The 22,502-nt window shown below is 58.9% G+C and carries 21 protein-coding genes and 4 tRNA genes; 21 read left to right on the top strand and 4 right to left on the bottom strand.

Annotated elements, in window-relative coordinates; genetic code table 11:
* Positions 1-48: 48 nt before the first annotated feature.
* Positions 49-1,455, bottom strand: a complete 1,407-nt coding sequence (locus tag A3GO_RS0102955; RefSeq protein ID WP_037374582.1) for a PhoH family protein — start codon at positions 1,453-1,455, stop codon at positions 49-51.
* A 49-nt stretch (positions 1,456-1,504) separates the two neighbouring features.
* Entirely contained in the window at positions 1,505-2,041 is a 537-nt protein-coding gene (locus A3GO_RS0102960; protein ID WP_029132133.1) for a glycine cleavage system transcriptional repressor, read from the bottom strand.
* A gap of 294 nt (positions 2,042-2,335) precedes the next feature.
* Here A3GO_RS0102960 and dapA point away from each other — a divergent pair, with 294 nt between their 5' ends.
* The 7 genes from dapA (at position 2,336) to A3GO_RS0102995 (ending at position 10,726) form a co-directional block, all read left to right on the top strand.
* Positions 2,336-3,211, top strand: a complete 876-nt coding sequence (gene dapA / locus A3GO_RS0102965) for a 4-hydroxy-tetrahydrodipicolinate synthase (protein ID WP_029132134.1) — start codon at positions 2,336-2,338, stop codon at positions 3,209-3,211.
* A gap of 35 nt (positions 3,212-3,246) precedes the next feature.
* Positions 3,247-4,404, top strand: coding sequence for an outer membrane protein assembly factor BamC (gene bamC / locus A3GO_RS0102970; protein WP_245621646.1), 1,158 nt, complete (start codon positions 3,247-3,249; stop codon positions 4,402-4,404).
* Between the two features lie 25 nt (positions 4,405-4,429).
* Entirely contained in the window at positions 4,430-5,191 is a 762-nt protein-coding gene (locus A3GO_RS22315) for an MBL fold metallo-hydrolase (protein ID WP_037374584.1), read from the top strand.
* 3 nt (positions 5,192-5,194) lie between these two features.
* Positions 5,195-5,611: a hypothetical protein gene (locus A3GO_RS0102980; protein ID WP_029132136.1), complete on the top strand. Its 417-nt coding sequence runs from the start codon at positions 5,195-5,197 to the stop codon at positions 5,609-5,611.
* A gap of 154 nt (positions 5,612-5,765) precedes the next feature.
* Positions 5,766-9,659: a phosphoribosylformylglycinamidine synthase gene (gene purL, locus A3GO_RS0102985; protein WP_029132137.1), complete on the top strand. Its 3,894-nt coding sequence runs from the start codon at positions 5,766-5,768 to the stop codon at positions 9,657-9,659.
* Between the two features lie 60 nt (positions 9,660-9,719).
* Positions 9,720-10,397: an AzlC family ABC transporter permease gene (locus tag A3GO_RS0102990; protein WP_029132138.1), complete on the top strand. Its 678-nt coding sequence runs from the start codon at positions 9,720-9,722 to the stop codon at positions 10,395-10,397.
* Positions 10,394-10,726 carry a branched-chain amino acid transporter permease gene (locus A3GO_RS0102995; protein WP_029132139.1) on the top strand — a complete coding sequence of 111 codons (333 nt, stop codon included), beginning with the start codon at positions 10,394-10,396 and terminating at the stop codon, positions 10,724-10,726. Before A3GO_RS0102990 ends, A3GO_RS0102995 begins: the two co-directional genes overlap by 4 nt.
* Before the next feature lie 183 nt (positions 10,727-10,909).
* Here the strand turns inward: A3GO_RS0102995 and A3GO_RS0103000 are convergent, their stop codons facing one another.
* Positions 10,910-11,350: a universal stress protein gene (locus tag A3GO_RS0103000; protein ID WP_029132140.1), complete on the bottom strand. Its 441-nt coding sequence runs from the start codon at positions 11,348-11,350 to the stop codon at positions 10,910-10,912.
* Positions 11,351-11,518: 168 nt separating this feature from the next.
* Here A3GO_RS0103000 and A3GO_RS0103005 point away from each other — a divergent pair, with 168 nt between their 5' ends.
* From A3GO_RS0103005 to A3GO_RS0103055, 10 genes are all read left to right on the top strand, one after another.
* Positions 11,519-13,657, top strand: coding sequence for a PhnD/SsuA/transferrin family substrate-binding protein (locus tag A3GO_RS0103005; protein WP_245621647.1), 2,139 nt, complete (start codon positions 11,519-11,521; stop codon positions 13,655-13,657).
* 14 nt (positions 13,658-13,671) lie between these two features.
* The gene (locus A3GO_RS0103010) at positions 13,672-14,280 is read left to right on the top strand and encodes a response regulator transcription factor (protein ID WP_037374585.1); all 609 of its coding nucleotides are present in this window, start codon (positions 13,672-13,674) and stop codon (positions 14,278-14,280) included.
* Between the two features lie 369 nt (positions 14,281-14,649).
* On the top strand, positions 14,650-15,048 hold the full coding sequence (gene soxX / locus A3GO_RS0103020) for a sulfur oxidation c-type cytochrome SoxX (RefSeq protein WP_084609708.1): 399 nt from the start codon (positions 14,650-14,652) through the stop codon (positions 15,046-15,048).
* 62 nt (positions 15,049-15,110) lie between these two features.
* Positions 15,111-15,938 (top strand): sulfur oxidation c-type cytochrome SoxA, encoded by an 828-nt coding sequence (gene soxA / locus A3GO_RS0103025; protein WP_029132144.1) that lies wholly within the window; start codon positions 15,111-15,113, stop codon positions 15,936-15,938.
* Between the two features lie 49 nt (positions 15,939-15,987).
* Positions 15,988-16,320 (top strand): SoxAX-binding protein, encoded by a 333-nt coding sequence (locus tag A3GO_RS0103030; RefSeq protein WP_037374586.1) that lies wholly within the window; start codon positions 15,988-15,990, stop codon positions 16,318-16,320.
* A 27-nt stretch (positions 16,321-16,347) separates the two neighbouring features.
* On the top strand, positions 16,348-17,019 hold the full coding sequence (locus A3GO_RS0103035) for a rhodanese-like domain-containing protein (protein ID WP_029132146.1): 672 nt from the start codon (positions 16,348-16,350) through the stop codon (positions 17,017-17,019).
* A 27-nt stretch (positions 17,020-17,046) separates the two neighbouring features.
* A complete protein-coding gene (soxY, locus tag A3GO_RS0103040) occupies positions 17,047-17,517 on the top strand; it encodes a thiosulfate oxidation carrier protein SoxY (protein WP_029132147.1) in 471 nt (156 codons plus the stop codon).
* Positions 17,518-17,575: 58 nt separating this feature from the next.
* A complete protein-coding gene (gene soxZ / locus A3GO_RS0103045) occupies positions 17,576-17,884 on the top strand; it encodes a thiosulfate oxidation carrier complex protein SoxZ (RefSeq protein WP_029132148.1) in 309 nt (102 codons plus the stop codon).
* 283 nt (positions 17,885-18,167) lie between these two features.
* Positions 18,168-19,946, top strand: a complete 1,779-nt coding sequence (gene soxB / locus A3GO_RS0103050; RefSeq protein WP_029132149.1) for a thiosulfohydrolase SoxB — start codon at positions 18,168-18,170, stop codon at positions 19,944-19,946.
* A 220-nt stretch (positions 19,947-20,166) separates the two neighbouring features.
* A complete protein-coding gene (locus tag A3GO_RS0103055) occupies positions 20,167-21,057 on the top strand; it encodes a hypothetical protein (protein ID WP_029132150.1) in 891 nt (296 codons plus the stop codon).
* 7 nt (positions 21,058-21,064) lie between these two features.
* Here A3GO_RS0103055 and folD read toward each other — a convergent pair whose 3' ends face one another.
* Entirely contained in the window at positions 21,065-21,919 is an 855-nt protein-coding gene (gene folD, locus A3GO_RS0103060; protein WP_029132151.1) for a bifunctional methylenetetrahydrofolate dehydrogenase/methenyltetrahydrofolate cyclohydrolase FolD, read from the bottom strand.
* Positions 21,920-22,081: 162 nt separating this feature from the next.
* Here folD and A3GO_RS0103065 point away from each other — a divergent pair.
* The 4 genes from A3GO_RS0103065 (at position 22,082) to A3GO_RS0103080 (ending at position 22,425) form a co-directional block, all read left to right on the top strand.
* Positions 22,082-22,158, top strand: a tRNA-Pro gene (locus A3GO_RS0103065).
* A gap of 14 nt (positions 22,159-22,172) precedes the next feature.
* Positions 22,173-22,249, top strand: a tRNA-Arg gene (locus A3GO_RS0103070).
* 18 nt (positions 22,250-22,267) lie between these two features.
* A tRNA-His gene (locus A3GO_RS0103075) sits at positions 22,268-22,343 on the top strand.
* A gap of 6 nt (positions 22,344-22,349) precedes the next feature.
* A tRNA-Lys gene (locus A3GO_RS0103080) sits at positions 22,350-22,425 on the top strand.
* Positions 22,426-22,502 lie beyond the last annotated feature (77 nt).

Raw genomic sequence — 22,502 nt, forward strand, 5'->3', positions numbered from 1 at the left:
GATGGGGGGCATGGCCCGCCCTATAGGGCGCCCCCTGGGCGCCGGCATTCACAACACATCCGAGGCGTAATCCGCCAGCCGTGAGCGTTCACCCCGCAGCAGGGTGATATGCCCACTGTGGCCCCAGTCCTTGAACCGGTCGACCACATAAGTCAGGCCGGATGTGGTTTCGGTTAGATATGGCGTATCGATTTGTGCCACATTGCCGAGACAGACAATCTTGGTGCCGGGGCCGGCCCGGGTGATGAGGGTCTTCATCTGTTTCGAGGTGAGGTTTTGCGCCTCGTCCAGGATGATGTACTTCTTCAGAAAGGTGCGGCCGCGCATGAAGTTGAGCGAATGGATGCGGATGCGCGAGCGCAGCAGTTCGTCGGTCGCGGCCCGTCCCCACTCGCCGCCGTCGGTCTGGGTCAGTACTTCCAGGTTATCCATCAAGGCGCCCATCCAGGGGGTCATCTTCTCCTCCTCGGTGCCGGGCAGAAAGCCGATATCCTCGCCCACCGGCACCGTGACACGGGTCATGATGATCTCGCGATAGATATTCATGTCCAGGGTCTGGGTGAGTCCGGCTGCCAGGGCCAGTAGAGTCTTGCCGGTGCCGGCGGTGCCGAGCAGCGAGACGAAGTCCACTTCCGGGTCCATCAGCATGTTGATGGCGAAGTTCTGCTCCCGGTTGCGTGCGCGGATGCCCCAGACCGAGTGATTGGCACTGCGAAAATCCGTTGCCATCTCGATAATCGCGTCATCACCGTCGCGGCGTCGCACGATGGCCTCGAAGTTTGAGTCGTCATCCAGAAACAGGCACTGGTTGGGATACCAGGATTGGGTGTCCTGGCCCTTGATGCGGTAATAGGTGCGCCCCTGCTCTTGCCAGGAGTCGAGGTTTTTGCTGTGGCTCTCCCAGAAGTCGCTCTGCAGTTCCGCCTCGCCGCTGTAAAGCAGGTTGACATCGTCCAGCACCTGATCGTTGTAATAGTCCTCCGCCGGCACCCCCAGCACGGCGGCCTTGATCCGCAGGTTGATATCCTTGGAAATCAGTGCCACCTGCGTGTCGGGATGCTCCTGCTGCAGGGTGAGGGCGGTGCTCAGTATATTGTTGTCCGGGGTGTTGCCCGGCAGGGTCGCCGGCAGGTTGCTGGCCAGAGTGGTGGTCTGAAAAAACAGCCGGCCGGCCGGGGCCGCGGTCGTGCTCTTGCCGTTGGAAGGTGCGGGGAGCGGCAGGCCGGCATCAATCTGCTGCTTGCTGGCACCGGACATCAGTTCGTCCAGGAAACGGGAGACCTGGCGCACATTGCGCGCCACCTCGGACACGCCCTTCTTGCCCTTGTCCAGCTCTTCCAGGACGACCATGGGCAGGAAGATGTCGTGCTCCTGGAATCGGAAAATGGCGGTGGGGTCGTGCATCAGTACATTGGTATCGAGCACAAACAGGCGGCGCTTCTCCGGGTCATTCATTTGCTGCTTTTCCTGCATAAGATTGAGGTAAATCGGGAAGTGGCGCCAGTCAGCGCTGCGCCGGTTCTATGATGGCGTCCAGGTTGATGGCGTCGCAGAACTCCATGAAATCGTCCCGCAGGGAGGCGATGTGTATATCCGCAGGAATACCCACGGTCATGTGGACGGAAAACATGACGGTCCCGGTATGGGGTGCGGCGTAGCTGGTGGTGGCCATGTCCTCGATATTGATTTTGCGTTTGGAGAAAAAGCTGGCCAGTTGGTGCACGATGCCCGGGTGATCCAGTGATACCACATCGACTACATAGGGCAGGGAGGGGTCTGACCTGTCCCGTCCCTCGGTGCGCTTGACGATGACGGTCAGGTCGAGCTGTTGCTCCAGCGCGGGAATCGCCTCCTCCAGCTTGCCGAGGGTGTTCCAGTTACCCTCGACCATCAGCAGAATGGCGAACTCGCCACCGAGTACGGTCATGCGGCTGTCGGCGATATTGCAGCCGATATCCAGAATGGCCTTGGAGAGCTCGTCGACAATGCCGGAACGGTCCTTGCCCAGGGCGGATATCACCAAATAGTTCTGTGTGGACATAGATAAATTTTGCTCCTGTTTCTTTTCCCCTGAGTGTAGCGTCCTGAGGGCCCGCTTGTCTTGCTTCGCTTGGATTTAACCGGGTGGACCGGGAACAAGCGTCACGTGCGGGGCAGGGCGGTGCTTCGGGACGGCCGGGGTCGGTTCGCCGAGAAAAATCAAATCGCGATGAATAACAACGACTTGAACGTGATGAATCGGAGTCGTAAGCCTATTGTCGGTCATCCGCCTTGTCAGCGTCCGAGTCGGCGTTTTAGAATGATCGATTAAGCGGGTTATTTGGAGTTTTTTCACATGTTTCAAGGCAGTATGGTAGCGCTGGTCACCCCGATGCGGGAGGACGGCAGCGTTGATGAGAACAGCCTGCGTGATCTGGTGGAATGGCACGTCGAACAGGGTACCGATGCCATTGTTGCGGTCGGCACCACCGGTGAGTCCGCCACCCTGGATGAGCGTGAGCATTGTGCAGTCATCCGGCAGATCGTCGAATTTACCGCGAAACGGCTGCCGGTCATTGCCGGTACCGGCGCCAACTCCACCACCGAGGCGATCCAACTCACCCGCTGTGCCAAAGACGCGGGCGCCGACGGTTGCCTGCTGGTCACCCCCTACTACAACAAGCCGACCCAGGAAGGGCTGTATCAGCACTTCAAAACGGTGGCGCAGGCCGTGGATATCCCGCAACTGTTGTACAACGTGCCGGGGCGGACCGCCTGCGACATGCTGCCAGAGACGGTGGGCCGGCTCGCTGCCATTGCCAATATCGTCGGTATCAAGGAGGCGACCGGTGATCTCAGCCGGGTCGCGACCCTGCGTGAGCTTTGTGGCGAGGATTTCGACCTGATTACCGGTGATGACGCCACTTCCCGTGAATTTATTCTGCTTGGTGGTGTCGGAACCATCTCCGTGACTGCGAATATTGCTCCGGCCGCGATGCAGCGGATGATCGCGGCAGCGCGCCGGGGTGATGCAGATGAAGCAGCACGCATCGACGCACCGCTGGCCGCTCTGCACAGGGATCTGTTCCTGGAGTCCAATCCGATTCCGGTGAAGTGGGCGCTGGCCGAGATGGGGCGGATCCCCAGGGGTATCCGCCTGCCGCTGACCTGGTTTGCCGAGCGCTATCAGGACCAGCTGCGTCAATCGATGGTTACCGCGAGTCTCCTCTGAAACGTCAGGCAACTGGCAACAAGGTTTTCGACAACATGGCTTTAACAACTCGAAATACGCTGATTCCATTCATGGTTACTCTCCTGCTGGCGGGATGTGGCGCCCTGCCGAACATGGATCAGGTACTGCCTGATCGAAAGGTCGAGTATAAAAAGGCCAAGGATGCCGGTACCAATCTGGAGATCCCGCCGGATCTGACCAAGAGCACGATTAATGATCAGCTGGTTATTCCCGGCTCTTCCGGTGCCGAGGCGACCACCCTGTCGGGACAGCTGGAACGGGAGCGTATTCGTGGCCGTGTCTCCACCCGCACCAGTGTTCTGCCGGAGATCGAGCAGATCGAGGTAATGCGGGACGGCAACCAGCGCTGGTTGCGTATTCAGGGTAGCCCGGATGACGTTTGGTACAAGACGGTTGCTTTCTGGCAGGAGAACGGCATCTTGCTGGCCCAGCAGGACCCTACCGTGGGTGTGATGGTGACCGACTGGTTGGAGAACCGGGCCGATATCAAGCGGGATTTCATTACCGAAAAGATTCGTACAGTGTTTGATGGTGCCTACTCGGCAGCGACCCGTGATCAGTACCGACTGCGCATCGAACCGGGCCTGACCGAGGGGACCACCGAACTCTATCTGACCCATCGCGGCATGGAGGAAAAGTATCTTCTTGATGGCGGTGGTGATCCTGAACGCACGGTATGGAATCCGCGCCCCACCGACCACGGCCTGGAAGCCGAGATGCTGCGCCGCCTGATGAACTACATGGGGGTCGCCGATCAACAGTCCCGCACATCTCTGGCCCGGGGTGGTGCTGCCCAGGCCCGCTCACGGCTGGTGCGCAACGGTAACGAGGTGCTGTTGCTGATGGATGAAGAGGTCAACCGCGCCTGGCGTCTCACCGGTGTGGCTCTGGACCGGGTCGGTTTTGCGGTGGAAGACCGGGATCGTAACAAGCTGGTCTACTACGTGCGCTACAACGATCCGCTGAAGGAGGTCGATGAGCCGGGCCTGCTGGGCAAGCTGGCGTTCTGGCGCGATAACGACAAGAACATCGACAAGGAGAGCCAGTATCAGGTCGGGCTGGATGCCGACGGTAACGGTACCCGCGTGGTTGTCAGGAACATAGAGGGTGTCCAGGACAACTCCGAAACGGCGCTGCGTATCCTGACCCTGTTGCATGAACAGATCCAGTAAGGGAGCGGTCGGTTAGGAGAGGTCGGTGCGTTTTGCCTCTCTGGGTAGTGGCAGTCGGGGCAACTCCACCCTGATCGAGTGTGGGGCGACCCGGCTGTTGCTGGATTGCGGTTTTGCCGCCAGGGAAGCCGAGCGGCGTCTCGGGCACCTTGGGGTCGCGCCGGAGAGCCTGACGGCCATTCTGGTCACCCATGAACATCAGGATCATATCAAGGGGGTCGGGCCGCTGGCCCGGCGCTATGGCCTGCCGGTCTGGATTACTCACGGTACTTATCGACAGGGTCGCTGTGGCGAATTGCCCGACGCCCAACTGATACACAGCCATCAGCCGCCGTTTCAGATCGGTACCGTCACTATACAGCCCTACCCGGTGCCCCATGATGCGCGCGAGCCGGCGCAGTATACCTTCAGCAGTGACGACTCCCGACTGGGGGTATTGACCGACAGTGGCAGCATTACGCCCCATATCCAGCAGATGTTGAGCGGCTGTCATGCGCTGCTGCTGGAATTCAATCACGACCAGGCGATGTTGAGTGCCGGGCCTTATCCGCCATCCCTGCAGCGTCGGGTGGGTGGCCGGCTGGGACACCTGAATAACGAACAGGCGGTTTCGCTGCTGGCCGATCTGGATCATGCCCGATTGCGGCACCTGGTGGTGGCGCATGTGAGCGAGCAGAACAATCACCCGGAAAAAGTTCGGGACTCCATCCTTTCCCGGTTGCCACAGCTGGCGTCACGTCTTACCCTGACCTGTCAGTCAGAGGTGAGTCCCTGGTTTGAGGTGTGAGTCATGAGCCTGAAAGCGCAACTGTTTCCCCGTCAATCCCGGTATCTGCCCGGTCAGCGCTGGCTCAACGTACTGTTCCGAACCCTGCATCTGGTCGGGTTGGGTGGCCTGGGCGCCGGCTTCCTCTACCCGGCGGCGGATGAGAGCTGGCAACTCTACCTGCAGATCACCCTCGCTTCCGGTCTCTGCCTCTCCCTGATCTCTATCTACTCCAACGGCATCTGGCTGCTCCAGTTGCGTGGGCAGGTGGTGTTTCTCAAGCTGCTGTTGCTGGCCCTGATGACACCCTTCCCGCAACTGCGGGCCGAGCTGTTTATCCTGATCATTCTGCTCTCCGGCTGGATTGCCCACGCCACTGCCCAGGTGCGCTATTACTCGCTCTATCACAGGCGGCGCATCGAATCGGGGGATCTGCACTGATTCAGCGGCAAAGCGGTTCCGCACCCTCATTCCCACGCTCTGCGTGGGAATGCACAGGCAATTCGCCCTCGCCTGCGAGGGTCTGATGCGGAAATTTTGGACGGCTTGGAGTATCATTAGCGATTTGATTTTCCGCCCATAGACAAGGTACTCCATGCTCACTCTTCGCGGTGCTCCGGCCCTCTCCGATTTTCGTCAGAACAAACTTGAACGCCGCCTTGCCGAGGTCGTGAGTCGACCACTTGGGCTGTATGCCGAGTTCATCCATTTCGCCGAGTTGAGCCAGGCCCTGGATGGCAATGAGCAGACTATCCTGGATCGTTTGCTGCGTTACGGGCCCCATCTGGCGGAGCATGAACCGGCCGGACAGCTACTGCTGGTGGTGCCGAGGCCCGGTACCATATCGCCCTGGTCGACCAAGGCGAGCGATATTGCTCACAACTGCGGCCTGAAGAAGGTCGAGCGATTGGAGCGGGGCACTGCCTACTATCTGACGGCAAAAGACGGCGCAGCCATTTCCGAGCATGAATTGCAGGCGGCGAAATCGGTGCTGCACGATCGGATGACCGAGGTGGTGTTTGATGAGCTGGAGGAGGCAGTCTGCCTGTTCGCCAAGGCCGAACCCCGGCCCTTCACCACGGTCGACGTGGTGAGTGGTGGCAAGCCGGCTCTGGAAGTGGCCAATGGAGAGCTGGGGCTGGCGCTGTCGGCGGATGAGATCGACTATCTGGTAGAGAGCTTCCAGAGCCTGGGGCGCAATCCCACTGATGTGGAGCTGATGATGTTCGCCCAGGCCAACTCGGAGCACTGCCGGCACAAGATTTTCAATGCCGACTGGATTATCGATGGTGAGTCGCAGAGCCATTCGCTGTTCAAGATGATCCGCAATACCACCGACCAGTCACCGGACAATGTGCTCTCGGCCTACAAGGACAATGCGGCGGTGATGAGCGGTCATCCGGGTCAGCGCTTTCTGACCGAGGCCGACAGCCACCGTTATGGCTACAGCGCCGAACCGATCCATATCCTGATGAAGGTGGAGACCCATAATCATCCGACCGCCATCTCCCCCGATCCCGGCGCGGCCACCGGCTCGGGCGGCGAGATCCGCGACGAAGGGGCCACCGGCAAGGGTTCGAAACCGAAGGCCGGACTGACCGGTTTCTCGGTTTCCAACCTGCGTATCCCCGGTGCCGAGCAGCCCTGGGAAGAGAATTTCGGCAAGCCGGAGCGTATTGTCTCCGCCCTGGATATCATGCTGGAGGGGCCGATCGGCGGGGCTTCTTTCAATAATGAATTCGGCCGCCCCAATCTGTGCGGTTATTTCCGTACTTTCGAGGAGCGGGTGGCCGGGCCGGAGGGGCCGGAGCTGCGCGGTTATCACAAACCGATCATGCTGGCCGGTGGTCTGGGCAATATCCGTGAAGAGCATATAGCGAAGCACGATTTCCCGGCCGGGTCACCACTGGTGGTGCTGGGTGGGCCGGCCATGCTGATCGGCCTGGGTGGCGGTGCTGCCTCGTCCATGGCCAGTGGCACTTCGGCCGAGGATCTGGATTTTGCCTCGGTGCAGCGTTCCAATCCCGAGATGGAACGCCGTTGTCAGGAGGTGATTGACCGTTGCTGGGCGCGAGGTGCGGAGAATCCGATCCTGTTTATTCACGATGTGGGCGCTGGCGGCATCTCCAATGCCCTGCCGGAACTGGTGCATGACGCCGGACGCGGCGGCCGCTTCGAACTGCGCACCGTGCCCAATGATGATCCCGGTATGTCACCTATGGAAATCTGGTGCAACGAGGCGCAGGAGCGCTACGTGATGGCGATCGACAATCAGCGCCTGGAGGCGTTCAAGACGATCTGCGAGCGCGAGCGCTGTCCCTACGCCGTGGTCGGTGAGGCGACCGATGAGGAGCACTTGCTGCTGGGCGATGCCCATTTCGAGAACAACCCCATCGATATCTCCATGCCGCTGCTGTTTGGCAAGCCGCCGCGCATGCTGCGGGATGTGAAACGGCGGCCCTTTAAAAAGCCGGAGCTGGATTTCAACGGTGTGAAGCTGGAAGAGGCGGCGTTGCGCGTGCTGCGCCTGCCGGCCGTGGCGAACAAGACCTTCCTGATCAGTATTGGCGACCGCTCCATTACCGGCCAGGTGGTACGAGACCAGATGGTCGGACCCTGGCAGGTGCCGGTGGCCGATCTGGCGGTGACCCTGTCCGATTATGTGGGCTATGCCGGTGAGGCGATGGCAATCGGCGAGCGCACGCCGCTGGCGTTGATTGACGCCCCGGCCTCCGGGCGCATGGCGATCGGCGAGGCGATCACCAACCTGGCGGCGACCGCCATCGACAGGATCAGTGATATCAAGCTCTCCGCCAACTGGATGGCCGCGGCCGGCCATGTGGGTGAGGACGCAAACCTATACGCCACCGTCAAGGCGGTAGGGATGGAACTCTGTCCGGCGTTGGGCATCGCCATTCCGGTGGGCAAGGACTCCATGTCCATGAAGACGGTCTGGCAGCAAGCGGGAGAGGCGCGCGCCGTCACTGCGCCGCTGTCGCTCATCATCAGCGGCTTCGCCCCGGTCAGCGATGTACGCCGCACCCTGACTCCGCAACTGCGCGTCGATCAGGGCGACAGTGACCTGATCTTCATTGACCTGGGCAAGGGGTGCAATCGCCTGGGTGCCTCCGCCCTGGCGCAGGTCTATCGTCAGGTAGGACACCAGGGGGCAGACCTGAATGACCCCCATGCCCTGAAACAGTTCTTTGCGACCGTTCAGGATCTCAACCGCGACGGCCTGCTGCTGGCCTATCATGATCGCTCCGACGGCGGCCTGTTCACCACACTGTGCGAAATGGCCTTTGCCGGCCACAGCGGAGTGACGGTACATCTGGATGACCTGGCGGAAGATGATCTGGCGGTGTTGTTCAACGAGGAGCTGGGCGCGGTGATCCAGGTGCGGCACAGTGATACCGACGCCGTACTCAAGCAACTGCACGATGCCGGCCTGGGCCACCACAGCCACCTGATCGGTACCTTGAATGATTCCGATCGCATCGTGATCCAGCGCGGTCGGCAGTCCCTGCTGGAGATGACCCGGATTGAGCTGCAACAAGCCTGGTCGGAGACCACGCTGGCGATGCAGCAGTTGCGGGACGATCCGGACTGCGCCCGCGAGGAGTTTGAACGGATCGCCGATGTCGCCGATCCCGGGATGCAGGTGACCCTGACCTTCGACCCGGCCGGGGACGTGGCGGCACCAATGATCAACAGCGGCGTCCGCCCTGAAGTGGCGATCCTGCGCGAGCAGGGGGTCAATGGTCAGTTGGAGATGGCCAACGCCTTCCATAAAGCCGGGTTCGACAGCATCGATGTACACATGTCGGATATTCTCTCCGGCCGGGTGTCGCTGGATCGGTTCAAGGGGCTGGTGGCCTGTGGCGGTTTCTCCTACGGTGATGTGCTGGGGGCCGGTGAAGGCTGGGCCAAGTCGGTGCTGTTCAATCCCCGTGCACGCGACCAGTTCCAGGCCTATTTTGAACGTGACGACAGCTTTTCCCTGGGAGTCTGTAACGGCTGCCAGATGCTTTCCAATCTGCATGAACTGATCCCCGGCGCGCAACAGTGGCCGCACTTCGTGCGCAACCGCTCGGAGCAGTTCGAGGCCCGCTTTGTCTCTGTCGAGGTCAAGGAATCCAGCTCCATCCTGCTGCAGGGCATGGCTGGATCGGTGTTGCCGATCGCTGTGGCGCACGGTGAAGGTCGGGCTGAATTCCGCGATCAGGACCATCTGGCCGCCGCGCAGGAGCAGGTGGTGATGCAGTATGTGGAGAACAGCGGTGAAGTGGCCAGTCGCTACCCGGCCAATCCCAACGGCTCACCCCTCGGTATCACCGGACTCACCAGCCGGGATGGACGGGTCACCATCATGATGCCCCATCCCGAACGGGTCATCCGCACGGTACAGAACTCCTGGCATCCTGATGGCTGGGGCGAGGCCGGTCCCTGGATGCGGCTGTTCCGCAATGCCCGTGTCTGGCTGGGTTAAACCGTCCGGGGCACACTTGCTGCACGGGACTGAACAGCAACCAACGCTGGGGAGCGACTGATGTCCACCATGGGCGCCGCGTTCCGGGCTTCGGTGCCGGTGATGTTCGGCTATGTCCCGTTGGGCATGGCCTTCGGTATCCTGTTCCAGAATCTGGGCTACGCCTGGTACTACGCCCCATTGATGGGGCTGACGGTCTATGCCGGTGCCGCCCAGTTCATGGCGGTGGGGCTGTTGGCGGCCCAGGCGTCGCTGTTCGAGGTAGCGATCTCTACCTTCATTCTCAACTCCCGGCACATGTTCTTCGGTGTGTCGCTGTTGAGTCGCTACCGTGCCCGGGGCCTGAAGAAACTCTACCTGATCTTCGGCCTGACGGATGAAACCTACTCCCTGATCACCAGCACCCATCCACCGGACGGGCATGACGAGCAGAACTACTACCTGGCGCTGACCGCGCTGAATCAGGGTTACTGGGTGATCGGCTGTGCCTTGGGCGCCTTGTTCGGGGCCAGCGTGCAGTTTGATACCAGCGGGATGGATTTCGCCCTCACCGCCCTGTTCATGGTACTGATGCTGGAACAGTGGAAAAAGCTGCGCGAGCCCTATCCCTTTGGCGTCGCCTTGCTCTGCGGCCTGATGGCGTTGTGGCTGTTCAGGGAGCAGATGCTGCTGGTCTCGATCGGCCTGTCCATTGCCCTGCTGTTGCTGCGCACCCGTATCAGACAGGTGGCATCATGAACGATACCGGCTATCTGCTGCTGGTCTTCCTGGTAATGACCGTTGCCACTTTCATTACCCGGCTGATCCCGTTTGTGGCGTTTCGTGATCGTGGGGATCACCCCCTGCTGATGTACCTGGGTCGCTACATGCCGCCGGCCATTATGACCCTGCTGGTGCTGTACAGCCTGAAATCCCTGGATCTGACCCAGGCCCCCTACGGGATAAACGAATTGCTGGCCCTGTTGCTGACCAGTGTGCTGCATCTGTGGCGCGGCAATGCGCTGCTCAGTATCTTTGCCGGGACACTGTTTTACATGGCGGCGATTCAATTGGGCTGGTTTGTTTAGGTAACCCTGTCGCGGCGGAAGCCGATCCTGTCATTCGATGCGGTTTCACGGTTGGGGATATGGCAGGAATTATAACCACTGCGAATGCAGGAACTACTTTAGCTGCGTCCCGTGCGCGATTGGGAAATCCTGCGCGGCAGGAAGCGAAGGATGATGTGCACCCAGGCTCCGCTCCAGGAGCGTTCAGCTGCTCTCGACCCGGATTGCAAGGACGTCGCAGGTCGCCTGATGCAGTACGCCGTTGGCGGTGGAGCCGAGCAGCAGTTGCAGGCCGTGTCGACCGTGGCTGCCCAGCACGATCAGGTCGGCCTTGAGTTCCTCAGCTACCCGCACGATCTCCCGCTTCGGGGTGCCGATCTCCACCTGAAAACCGGCATTGGTCAGGTTGTGCTGTTCAATCATTGCCTGTAGCTTGGTCTCCGCCTGTTTGGCCAGCCGCTGGTCCAGGTCGAGATCTTCCGGGAGGGGGATTTCGCCGGTATACATGGCGCCGGTGTACTCGACCACATGGATGAGGGTCAGGCGGGCCTTATACAGTTTCTGCAGCTCCATGGCCTTGGCCATGACCGAGTCAAACTCTTTGGAAAAATCCGCCGCTACCAGTATGTGTTGATAATTGGACATTTGCGTGCCTCCTGATCTCTGCTGTAGTCATTATGGTGCGCGCAGGCTTTTTTTTCCAGACATACCGTGGGGATGAAGTAACCGGCGCGGGGGCCCCATTCCGGGCCAGGCTTGCCTGTATCGGGAATATTCCGTAGTCTCAGGTCAATACCCTTGAAGGATGTTTACATGTGGCGTCGGGCGCTGTTGTTATTTCTGTTGCTGCCGCTGATTTCCGGGTCACTCCGGGCCGAGGATCAGTTGATCCGTATCGGGGTGTTGAGTCATCGGGGCAATCAGGTCACTTATGATACCTGGTCACCAACCGCAATCTACCTGAGCCGGGTAGTGCCGGGACATGATTTTGAAATTATACCGCTGGATTTCGCCGAGGTTGACCCTGCCGTCAAGTTCGGGCAGGTGGATTTCATCCTGGCCAATCCCGGTATTTATGTCAATCTGGAGGTACGCTATCGGATATCGCGCATTGCCACTCTGAACAACCTGGCGGGCACGAACGCCAACAATGTGTTCGGTGGCGTGATCTTTACCCGCAGTGATCGTAGCGATATCAATACCCTGGACGATCTGAAAGGGAAAAGCCTGATGGCGGTGGATGTCACTTCCCTGGGCGGATTCCAGATGTCCTGGCGGGAGATGCGCACCAGCGGACTTGATCCCTATCGGGACAGCTCATCCTTCTCCTTCGGTGGCATCCACGATGAGGTGGTGCGCGCCGTCAGGGACGGCCGGGTCGAAGTCGGCATGATCCGCACCGACATCCTGGAGCGTATGGCGGCTGCCAATCAGATTGATATTGACGATTTCAAGATCATCAATCCCAAGGTCAATCCCGGGTTTCTGCTTAATCGCAGTACCCGGCTCTATCCGGAGTGGCCGTTCAGTAAAGTGCTGCACACTTCCAATGAACTGGCGCAACGGGTTGCGGTTGCACTGCTCAATATGCCGAATACCCATCCGGCGGCCCGTGTCGGCAACTATGCCGGCTGGACCATTCCACTGGATTACCAGTCGGTGCATGATCTGCTCAGGGAGTTGCAGTTGCCCCCGTATGAATACTCCGGGCGATTTACCCTGGCGGATGCCATAAAGAAGTACTGGTACTGGTTGCTGGTTGCCCTGGTGTTTCTGGTGTTCATGCTGTTGATGACTACCTGGGTGTCACGCCTTAACCGGGAGTTGAAAAAGGCCAAGTTGCACCTGGAACGGCAGTATGAGTTGATCCTGAATTCGGTGGCTGACGGGATTATCGGAGTCGACCTGGACGGTAAAACCACTTTTGCCAACCGGGCGATGAGTCAGATCACCGGCTGGTCGGCCACCGACCTGATCGGCCGCAATCAGCATGAGATCCTGCACCATACCCGCGCCGATGGGACGCCGCATCCGGCCGATCAGTGTCCGGTCTACGCCACCTGCAATGACCAGATCCCCCGCTTCGTGGAGGATGATGTCTTCTGGAAGAAAGACGGCAGCAACTTTCCAGTGGAGTACTCCAGTACCCCGATCAGGAACGAACAGTTCAAAACTGTGGGCAGTGTGGTGGTGTTTCGGGATATCAGTGATCGCAAGCGCATCAGCGAAGAGGCGCGCCAGCACCAGGATGATCTGGCTCATGTGGCCCGGCTCAGCACCATGGGAGAGATGGCTTCCGGAATCGCCCATGAGATCAATCAGCCGTTGACAGCCATCGCCACCAATGCCCATGCCTGTATCCGCATGCTGGAGAGTCATAGTGGCGAGACCGAGCGGGTGATCGATGTAATGGAACGCATCGGTTCCCAGGCCGCCAGGGCTGGCGAGATCATTCGCCACTTGCGGCAGTTTGTAAAAAAAGAGCAGCCTGAACTGAGCCGGATTGACATCAACGAGGTGATCAATGAGGTGATTACCCTGTTACGCACCGAGATCAGAAAGTTTGAGGTGAAAATTGCGCTTGATCTGGATGACCGGATAGGCAAGGTGATGGCGCTGCATGTGCAGATTGATCAGGTGATACTGAATCTGGCCAGAAATGCGATTGAGGCAATGGCCGATATCGAGGAGGGGACACGGTTGTTGAGCATTGCCACGAGCAATCAGCCGGATGATTATGTCAGGGTCACGATTACCGATACCGGCCCCGGACTGGATCCGGCGGTGGCTGATCAGCTGTTCAATCCCTTTGTTACTACCAAGCCCAACGGCATGGGGCTCGGCCTCTCCATCAGTCAGGGTATTATCGAGGCGCACAAGGGGCGGATTTTCACCGAGCCCGGAGAGGGTCGTGGTGCGCGCTTCGTCTTCCTGTTGCCTACATTCCCATAAAACGAGACAGAAGCATGAGTGAGAGTACAGTCTTTATTATTGATGATGACCGGGAAGTGCGCGAGGCGCTCCAGTTGTTGATGGAGTCGGTCGGCCTCGATGTGACATCATTTGATTCGGCCAATGCCTATCTGGAACAGTTCGACGCTGCCCGGCCTGGCTGTATTATTCTGGATGTGCGCATGCCGGGTATGAGTGGTCTGGATCTGCAGAACCTGCTGCTGGAGAAGCCGCTCTGTCCGCCGATTATCATCATTACCGGGCATGGTGATGTGCCGATGGCGGTGCGGGCAGTGCAGGCCGGTGCGGTGGATTTTATCCAGAAGCCGTTCAATGACCAAGCGTTGCTCGACAGTGTGCACCGGGCGTTGGCGCATGATGCCCGACAACGGGGCGAGGCCTCCCATATTGCCGAGATCAAACAGAAACTGTCCCGCCTGACTCCCCGCGAACGGGAGGTGCTTGAACTGGTGGTGCAGGGGTTGCGCAATAAACTGATTGCCTCGGAGCTATCGGTCAGTCAGTCCACGGTTGAAGCTCATCGGGCCAAGGTGATGGAGAAGATGGAGGCGAAAACCCTCTCCGATCTGATGCGCATGATGTTGACCCTGGAATCCCAGTAGGTGCATTTTCTATTTCCCTGTTTTTTATATTGAATCAGTTCCGTACGCCGGAGCCTGCGGGTTGCCTGTTGGTGCCTGTAGGTAGTTGCCGGGGCGGGTTAAGGAAAACCCCAATAACCGCTGCTGTATGTTCCAATTTCCATCATGCCAGCCCCTTTCCATAATCAGGTACGTCTGAAAATTCGCCAAGGTATCCGCTTCCGGTCGCAACCCTGCCGGCCGCATCGGACCATCTACTAAAGCAATAAACCGGCGAAATGACGACATAACTGACCTCTTGTCCGATAAACGAACGTGCAGGGATGCGCACAGGCTGACGTTCAGCTATTGGACAGGCGGTCACCCTTCAGCATTCCGTAGGAGGAGATGATGAAAAAAACCATCAGGCTGGTTTCAACGCTGGTCATCATAACGTCGGCGACCTGGTTGACAGGCTGCACCGGCACACCCACAACAACAGAAGAACCGAAAGCGATGGCTCCCCAGGTTGATCCCGCAATTATTGCCGAAGGCAAGGCGATCACCATGGGGCGCACCAAGGGCAACTGCCTCGCCTGCCACATGATCGAAGAAGGCGAATCGCCCGGTAATATCGGGCCACCTCTGCTGGCGATGAAGGCACGCTATCCCGACAAGGCCAAGCTGCGTGCGCAGATCTGGGATCCCACGGCGGTCAATCCGGAGTCGGCAATGGTTCCTTTCGGCCGCATGCAGGTTCTGACAGAGGATGAGATCGATAAGATCGTCGAGTATATCTGGACCCTCTGAGGCAACGGTGCTGCACAACCGCGACTGATTATTTTTGGTTTAGGGTTTTGGGAAGAGAGACTATGAAAAAAATACTGATTACTCTGGCGATACTGGCGTTCAGCGCCGCTACCGCCCAGGCGGGGCCGGAAGAGGACCGCACGGCGTTCATCAAACATTACGAGGCCAGATTCCCCTCGGTGCCGAGGGAAGAGTATGTGAACGGTGCCTATGCAATCGACCCCATCGGGCGTGAGAACTGGGAGGCAATTGAAGAGTTCCCTCCCTATGAGCCGTTCATTGATGCCGGCCAGACGATGTGGGAGAAGCCGTTTGCCAATGGCAAGGGTTACAAGGACTGCTTCCCCGATGGTCCGGCGATCGCCCACAAATACCCGCACTGGGATAAGGAAAAGGGCATGGTTATGACCCTGCCATTGGCGCTGAATGAGTGCCTGAAGGCCAATGGAGAGAAGCCGCTCAAGTACAAGAAGGGGCCGATCAACAATATTCTCTCCTATATCGCCTTCCAGTCCCGCGGCAAGGTGATTAACGTCGTGGTGCCGGCGGACGATCCCCGTGCCATGGCCGCCTATGAAGAGGGCAAAAAGTTCTATTTCACCCGCCGCGGTCAACTGAATTTTTCCTGCGCCAGCTGCCATGTGCAGAATACCGGCCTCAAGGTGCGTACTGAAATTCTCAGCCCCTCGGTGGGACATGTCACTCACTGGCCGGTGTATCGCTCCAAGTGGGGGACCGTGGGTACGCTGCACCGTCGCTTCTCCGGCTGCAACAACAACATCCGCGCCAAGGCATTGAAGGCTCAGGGTGAGGAGTATCGCAACCTGGAGTATTTCCTCAGCTACCTGAGTAACGGTCTGGAACTGAATGGACCGGGCGCTCGCAAGTAAGCGATCACTGTTATTTGCAATCAGGTAATAAAAGAAACTGGAGAGGAATATGAAAACCAAATATTTAATCATCATGCTGATGCTGGCATTCAGCCTGTTGGTCGGCGGTACGGCCGCACTGGCCGGGGATATGAAGGCAGATGCGGCGACAGCCTCGGACGCTATCGCCAAGGCCGAGGCCGCACGCAAGAAAGCGGCATCCGTGAATGGCGAGTGGCGTGATACGGGCAAATTCATCAAGCAGGCCGAAGAGGCAGCCAAGGCCGGTGATTACGCCAAGGCCGTAAAACTGGCTAACAAGGCCGAAGCGGAAGGCCGGCTTGGCTATGAACAGCAAGTCTCACAAAGCGAACTCAAAATACCCTCCTATCTGAAGTACTGATACGGATCAAATCGAAGGAGAGACATAATGAAATATGGCAAGGTACTGATTACCCTGGCCCTCGTTGGGAGTGTGGCCCTGTCCGGTCTGGCGCTGGCCGGCCCAAAGGCCAAGATAACCCCGGGATTGGAGTCGCTGGATGTAATGCACAACGGCCAGATGGTGACCATCCGGCGCATTGATGACAAGGAAGCCAAAATACCGGACGCCTACAACCATCCCTCGCGTCACTGCCCGCCCTTCTGCATCCAGCCGATGCAGATTATTCCGGGAGTGGATACGGTCGGTGAACTGGATGTGCTGGGTGTTTTGAAACGCATCAGCAATGGCGATCGTTCGGTTATGCTGGTGGATTCACGCACCCCGGACTGGGCCCAGCGCGGCACTATACCCGGTGCAGTCAATATCCCCTGGGACAAGATCAATATTGATGTGGCAGGTAACTTTGAAATTGAAGCAGAAGCCGAGACCCTGCAGGATATTCTGGTAAACAGCTTTGGTGTGCAGATGGTGGATGGTAAGTGGGATTTCCGCAGTGCCAAGACCCTGGTGCTGTTTTGCAACGGTATCTGGTGTCCCCAGTCATCGGTGAACATCAAGACCCTGACCAAGATGGGTTACCCCGCTTACAAGCTGAAATGGTATCGCGGTGGCATGCAGGACTGGGTCAGCGTCGGACTGACCACGGTCAAGCCCTGAACAGAAGCATAACGACAGGAAACAGCTATGAATGAATTACGCAGACTGATTATCAAAGGTTCAGTGGCCGCCGGCACGCTGGGTGTCGCCGTGGGCGCCGGACTGTTGGTGCCGGGCCGTGTACTGGCCGCCTGGCCGGACAAGGCGTTTGGCCAGAAGAAGATGGAAGACGCCCTCACCACACTCCTGGGTTCAGCGGAGATGACGGAGAGTGCCGAGATCAGCATCAAGGCACCGGAGATTGCCGAGAATGGCGCGGTGGTTCCGGTTACCGTCACGGCGGCGATGGCCGGTGTGGAGTCGATTACTATCGCCGCGCCCAACAACCCGGCGCCGTTGGTCGCCAGCTTTGATCTGGCCGATGGCGCCCACGGTTATGCCTCTACCCGTATCAAGATGGGCAAGAGTGGTGATGTGATTGCGGTGGTCAAGGCCGGTGGCAAGCTCTATACCGCGAAAAAGGGTGTCAAGGTGACGATCGGCGGCTGTGGTGGCTAAGCCCGGCAGGACGCATATCGGAACAGAACAGCAGACAGCATATTTTGAGGTATAGAACATGGCAACAATCAAGATTCGCGCGAAAGAGAAGGACGGGGTAACCACCGTCAAGGCACTGATGACCCACCCCATGGAGTCTGGTCTCCGCAAGGATTCCAAAAGTGGCGGGATGATTCCGGCACATTTCATACAGGAAGTGGTGTGCGAGGTGGGCGGCAAGATGGTGATGAATGCGCACTGGAGTGGAGGTGTCTCCAAAAACCCTTATCTCTCTTTCAAGTTTGACGGCGGCAAGGGTGAAACCCTGAAGCTTACCTGGACCGACAATCAGGGCAAGAGCGACAGCATCGAGGAGGCCATCGGCTAGGAGTCTGTCGGACTTAACACTGATCTACTGCGGAAAAGCCGGATTTGGCCATATTTTCCGATCTTCCTCGTTGAATAGGTCCACTATTCGCCTCGAAAGATCAAAAAATCTGTCTCAAATCGGCTTTGCCTCGCTACGATCGGTCAAGCCCGACAGACTCCTAGACGGGCCGTTTGGGAGGTAACGACACCCTCGTCCCCGGTGGGGCGGGGGTGGTACGGCATAATAACGAAACAGGCCGGTCAGAAGCGCTGGCCGAAGCCTGACAGAAGGTTGATCTGACATGAGCATATCCAGAAGAGAGTTCCTGCACCTGATGGGGATGGCGGGCGCGGCAGGCCTGTTGCCGGGTTCGCTTCGAGCGGCCAACCAACGGCCTGCCGATATCTACGAGACCCCCCGCTTCGGCAATGTCTGCCTGATGCACATGACCGATTGTCACGCCCAGCTTAATCCCATCTATTTCCGCGAACCCAATGTCAATCTTGGGGTGGGCGGTGCACTGGGCAAGGCGCCACACCTGGTGGGGAATGCGCTGCTGAAACAGTTTGGCATTACACCAGGCAGCCAGGCAGCACACGCCTTCAGTTATCTGGATTATGATGCCGCCGCCAGGACCTATGGCAAGGTGGGCGGATTCGCCCATCTGGCGACCCTGGTCAAACGCCTGCGGGCGGAGCGGGGCGATGGCAATTCGCTGCTGCTGGATGGTGGTGATACCTGGCAGGGCTCAGGCACCGCCTACTGGACTCGGGGCAAGGATATGGTCGAAGCTTGCAATAGGCTGGGCGTGGATATCATGACCGGGCATTGGGAGTTCACCTATCAGGATAGCGAAGTCATTGAGAATATCGGTGCCTTCAAGGGTGAGTTCGTGGCGCAGAATGTGAAAGTGACCGAAGAGGCGCTGTTCGACTACAAGTTCAGTGATTTTGACGGCTTTAATGAAGATGCTGGACTTGCCTTCAAACCCTACACCATGCGTAGCGTGAATGGGGTGCGGGTGGCGGTGATCGGCCAGGCTTTCCCCTACACCCCGATCGCCAACCCGAGCCGCTTCATCCCGGACTGGACCTTCGGCATTCGTGATGAACAGATGCAGGCAATGGTGGACAAGGTACGTGCCAGGGAGAAACCGGACCTGGTGGTGGTGCTGTCGCATAACGGCATGGATGTGGATCTGAAGATGGCCGGCCAGGTCACAGGCATCGATGTCATCTTCGGCGGCCATACCCATGATGGCATGCCTGCACCGACGGTGGTGGAGAATGCTTCCGGCAAGACCCTGGTGACCAATGCCGGTTCCAACGGCAAATTCCTCGGGGTGATGGATCTGGATGTGCGCAACGGCAAATTGCAGGGCTATCAATACCGGCTGCTGCCTGTCTTCTCCAACCTGCTGGGGGCCGATGCGGAGATGCAGGCCTATATCGACGAGGTACGCGCACCCTTCCTGGCGAAGCTGCAGGAGCCGCTGGCGGTTGCCGAAGAGACCCTGTATCGGCGGGGTAACTTTAACGGCACCTTCGATCAGGTAATCTGCGACGCCCTGCTTAAGGTGAATGACGCGCAAATCTCACTCTCCCCCGGATTTCGCTGGGGCACCACGGTGATACCCGGGCAGACCATCACCATGGAACATGTGATGGATCAGACCTGTATCACCTATCCGGAGACCTATCGTCGGGAGATGAGCGGCGCCGACATCAAGGCGATCCTGGAGGATGTGTGCGACAACCTGTTCAATCCCGACCCCTATTTTCAGCAGGGCGGTGACATGGTGCGCCTGGGTGGTCTGGACTATGTGTGTGATCCCAACCAGTCATTCGGCAAGCGCATCAGCGGTATGACCCTGGATAACGGTACCGCCATTGAGGCGGATAAACAGTACATGGTCGCCGGCTGGGCCACCGTGGGCAGCCAGTCGCCCGGCAGACCGATCTGGGACGTGGTGGCAGACTACCTGCGGGACCGGAAGCAGGTGAAGATCGACAAGCTCAATACGCCAAAACTGGTGGGCATGGCGGGCAACCCGGGGCTGGAGGACTATCCCGCTGCCTGATGACCCGGATCGGAGCCAGCTCTGGCTCCGGTGCCAAGATCTCTCTCCCATGGGATTGGGCTCGTGAAACCCTCTATAGGGCGGGCCGTGCCCGCCGGCGGCGCCCACTGGGCGCCCTATGTTCATCCCACCCCGTAACCGTCGGCCAGGCGGATGGATTCGCGTCGGCTCCTTCACGTAAGATGGGTGTCTCAGTCACTTTACCGGGTCGCCAGTGATCATGCACAAGCCGTCACTCAAACAACTCGCCATCACGCTAATGTTGTTATTGCTGATGGCCCTGATCCAGGAGGGTAGTCTGGATCGCATCGGCCACGAACAGACCGAGGCGGGTTTCAAACGGGCGCTGCTGGTATTTGCCGTCAGCCGGGGGTTAAACGGGGTGATCTCGGTGGCCCAGGGCACGGAAGTGGCGGTGGAGCCGGTGGGGATCGGCCTGAACTTCAAGCCGGGCGAGATACTGGACCCGATCAACGACCTGGTGGAGCGCTTCTCCTGGGTCATGCTGGCCAGCAGCGCCTCGTTCGGCATCCAGCGGGTCCTGCTGGATGTAATGGCTTCACCCTGGCTGACCTATACCACGGTTGGTGCCGTTCTGGCGCTGCTGTTGGTGATCTGGCAGCCCGGCGGGCGGCGCCTCGGCGCTTTGGGCAGGCTGGTGTGCCGCCTGGCGCTTGTCCTGCTGATCCTGCGTTTTTCCATCATCCTGATCGCCATTGGCGGCGAGCGTTTCTACCAGGCGTTTCTGGAGCCGCAGTACAGTGAGTCGCGCGAACAGTTGGAGCGGGCGGCGGGCAATCTCGGTGAAGTGAACAGTGAGCTGCAGCCCAATCTGCCGCCAGCGGAGGATGAATCGCTGCTGGAACAGGCCAGGCGGGTCTACAATTCAGCTGCCAAGGCGGTGGATGTGGAGGCACGCATGGCCGCTTTCAGCCGCGCGGCCGCCGATATCAGTGAGCACGCCATCAATATGATCGTGGTATTCCTGATGCAGACGGTGCTGTTCCCGCTGGTCTCGCTCTGGTTGATCTGGCAACTGCTGAAGCGGGTGCTGCGTGCCCGTTTGAAGTGGCTGAGGCACGGCCCGCCGGAGACCGGGGTCGCGCCCTAACGGCCTGTCAACTGCCGTGCAACTCACGCGCCTGCAGCGTGTTCTCCAGCAGCGTTGCTACCGTCATCGGACCAACGCCACCGGGCACTGGCGTAATCCAGGCCGCATTCTTGCTGGCGCCGATGTAATCCACGTCACCGCACAGGGTGCCGTCTTCCAGACGGTTGATGCCGACATCGATCACCAGCGCGCCCGGCTTGATCCATTCACCCTTGACGAAGTTGGGCCGGCCGACCGCCGCCACCACAATATCGGCCTGGGCGATTTTTTCCTGCAGATCCCTGGTGCGGCTGTGGCAGACCGTGATGGTACAGCGGGCTGCCAGCAGTTCCAGCGCCATCGGGCGTCCGACGATATTGGACTGACCGATAATCACCGCATCCAGCCCCTCCAGCTTCTGCCCGGTACGCTGCAGCATGGTCATCACCCCTTTCGGGGTGCAGGGGCGAAGAATCGGCATGCGCAACGCCAAGCGGCCCACGTTGTAGGGGTGGAAACCGTCCACATCCTTGGTGGGCAGGATACGTTCGGTGACCGTCTCTTCGTCGATCTGCCTGGGTAGGGGTAGTTGAACCAGAATCCCGTCCACATCCTCGCGTCCGTTCAACTCGTCGATATGGGCGATCAATTCGGCTTCGGTTGTGTCATCTGGCAGGCGGCGCAGTTCGGAAATAAAGCCTACCTCCTCGCAGGAACGCTGTTTGTTTCTCACATAGACCTGGGAGGCGGGGTCCTCGCCTACCAGAATCACCACCAGCCCCGGCGGACGTTCGCCAGCCTCGGTCATGCGGGATACCTGGGCCTTGATGTCGCTGCGCAGATCAGCGGCGATGGCCTTGCCGTCAAGGATTTTTGCACTCATGGGTGAGATTCCACTACAGTTTCAATAAGAGGGGCGCATGATAGCGCGAATGCCCGCATATTTCACCGCACAGGCGTTCGCGTGAGGGAAATTTTTCGTTGACTCGATGGAGTTGGCTGCGTATCATTCCGGCCTCTCGCAAAGAGGCGGGGGTCCGGTTATCGGGGTATAGCGCAGTCTGGTAGCGCGCCTGCTTTGGGAGCAGGATGTCGGGAGTTCGAATCTCTCTACCCCGACCAATTTTATCGATCATGCGCCCGTAGCTCACTCGGATAGAGCATCGGCCTTCTAAGCCGAGGGTAGCAGGTTCGAATCCTGCCGGGCGTGCCAGGTTCTTAACAGTTTATGGTGGGCGTAGCTCAGTTGGTAGAGTCCCGGATTGTGATTCCGGTTGTCGTGGGTTCGAGCCCCATCGTCCACCCCATAAATTGGGCCATTAGCTCAGCTGGTAGAGCAGTGGACTCTTAATCCATTGGTCGTAGGTTCGAATCCTACATGGCCCACCAAGTGGTAACGAAGCCCGGACCCAGCGTCCGGGTTTTTCGTTTTCAGATAACGCATTCGAACCTACGACGTCAAACAG

It is taken from the genome of Sedimenticola selenatireducens DSM 17993, assembly GCF_000428045.1.
GTDB lineage: Bacteria > Pseudomonadota > Gammaproteobacteria > Chromatiales > Chromatiaceae > Sedimenticola > Sedimenticola selenatireducens.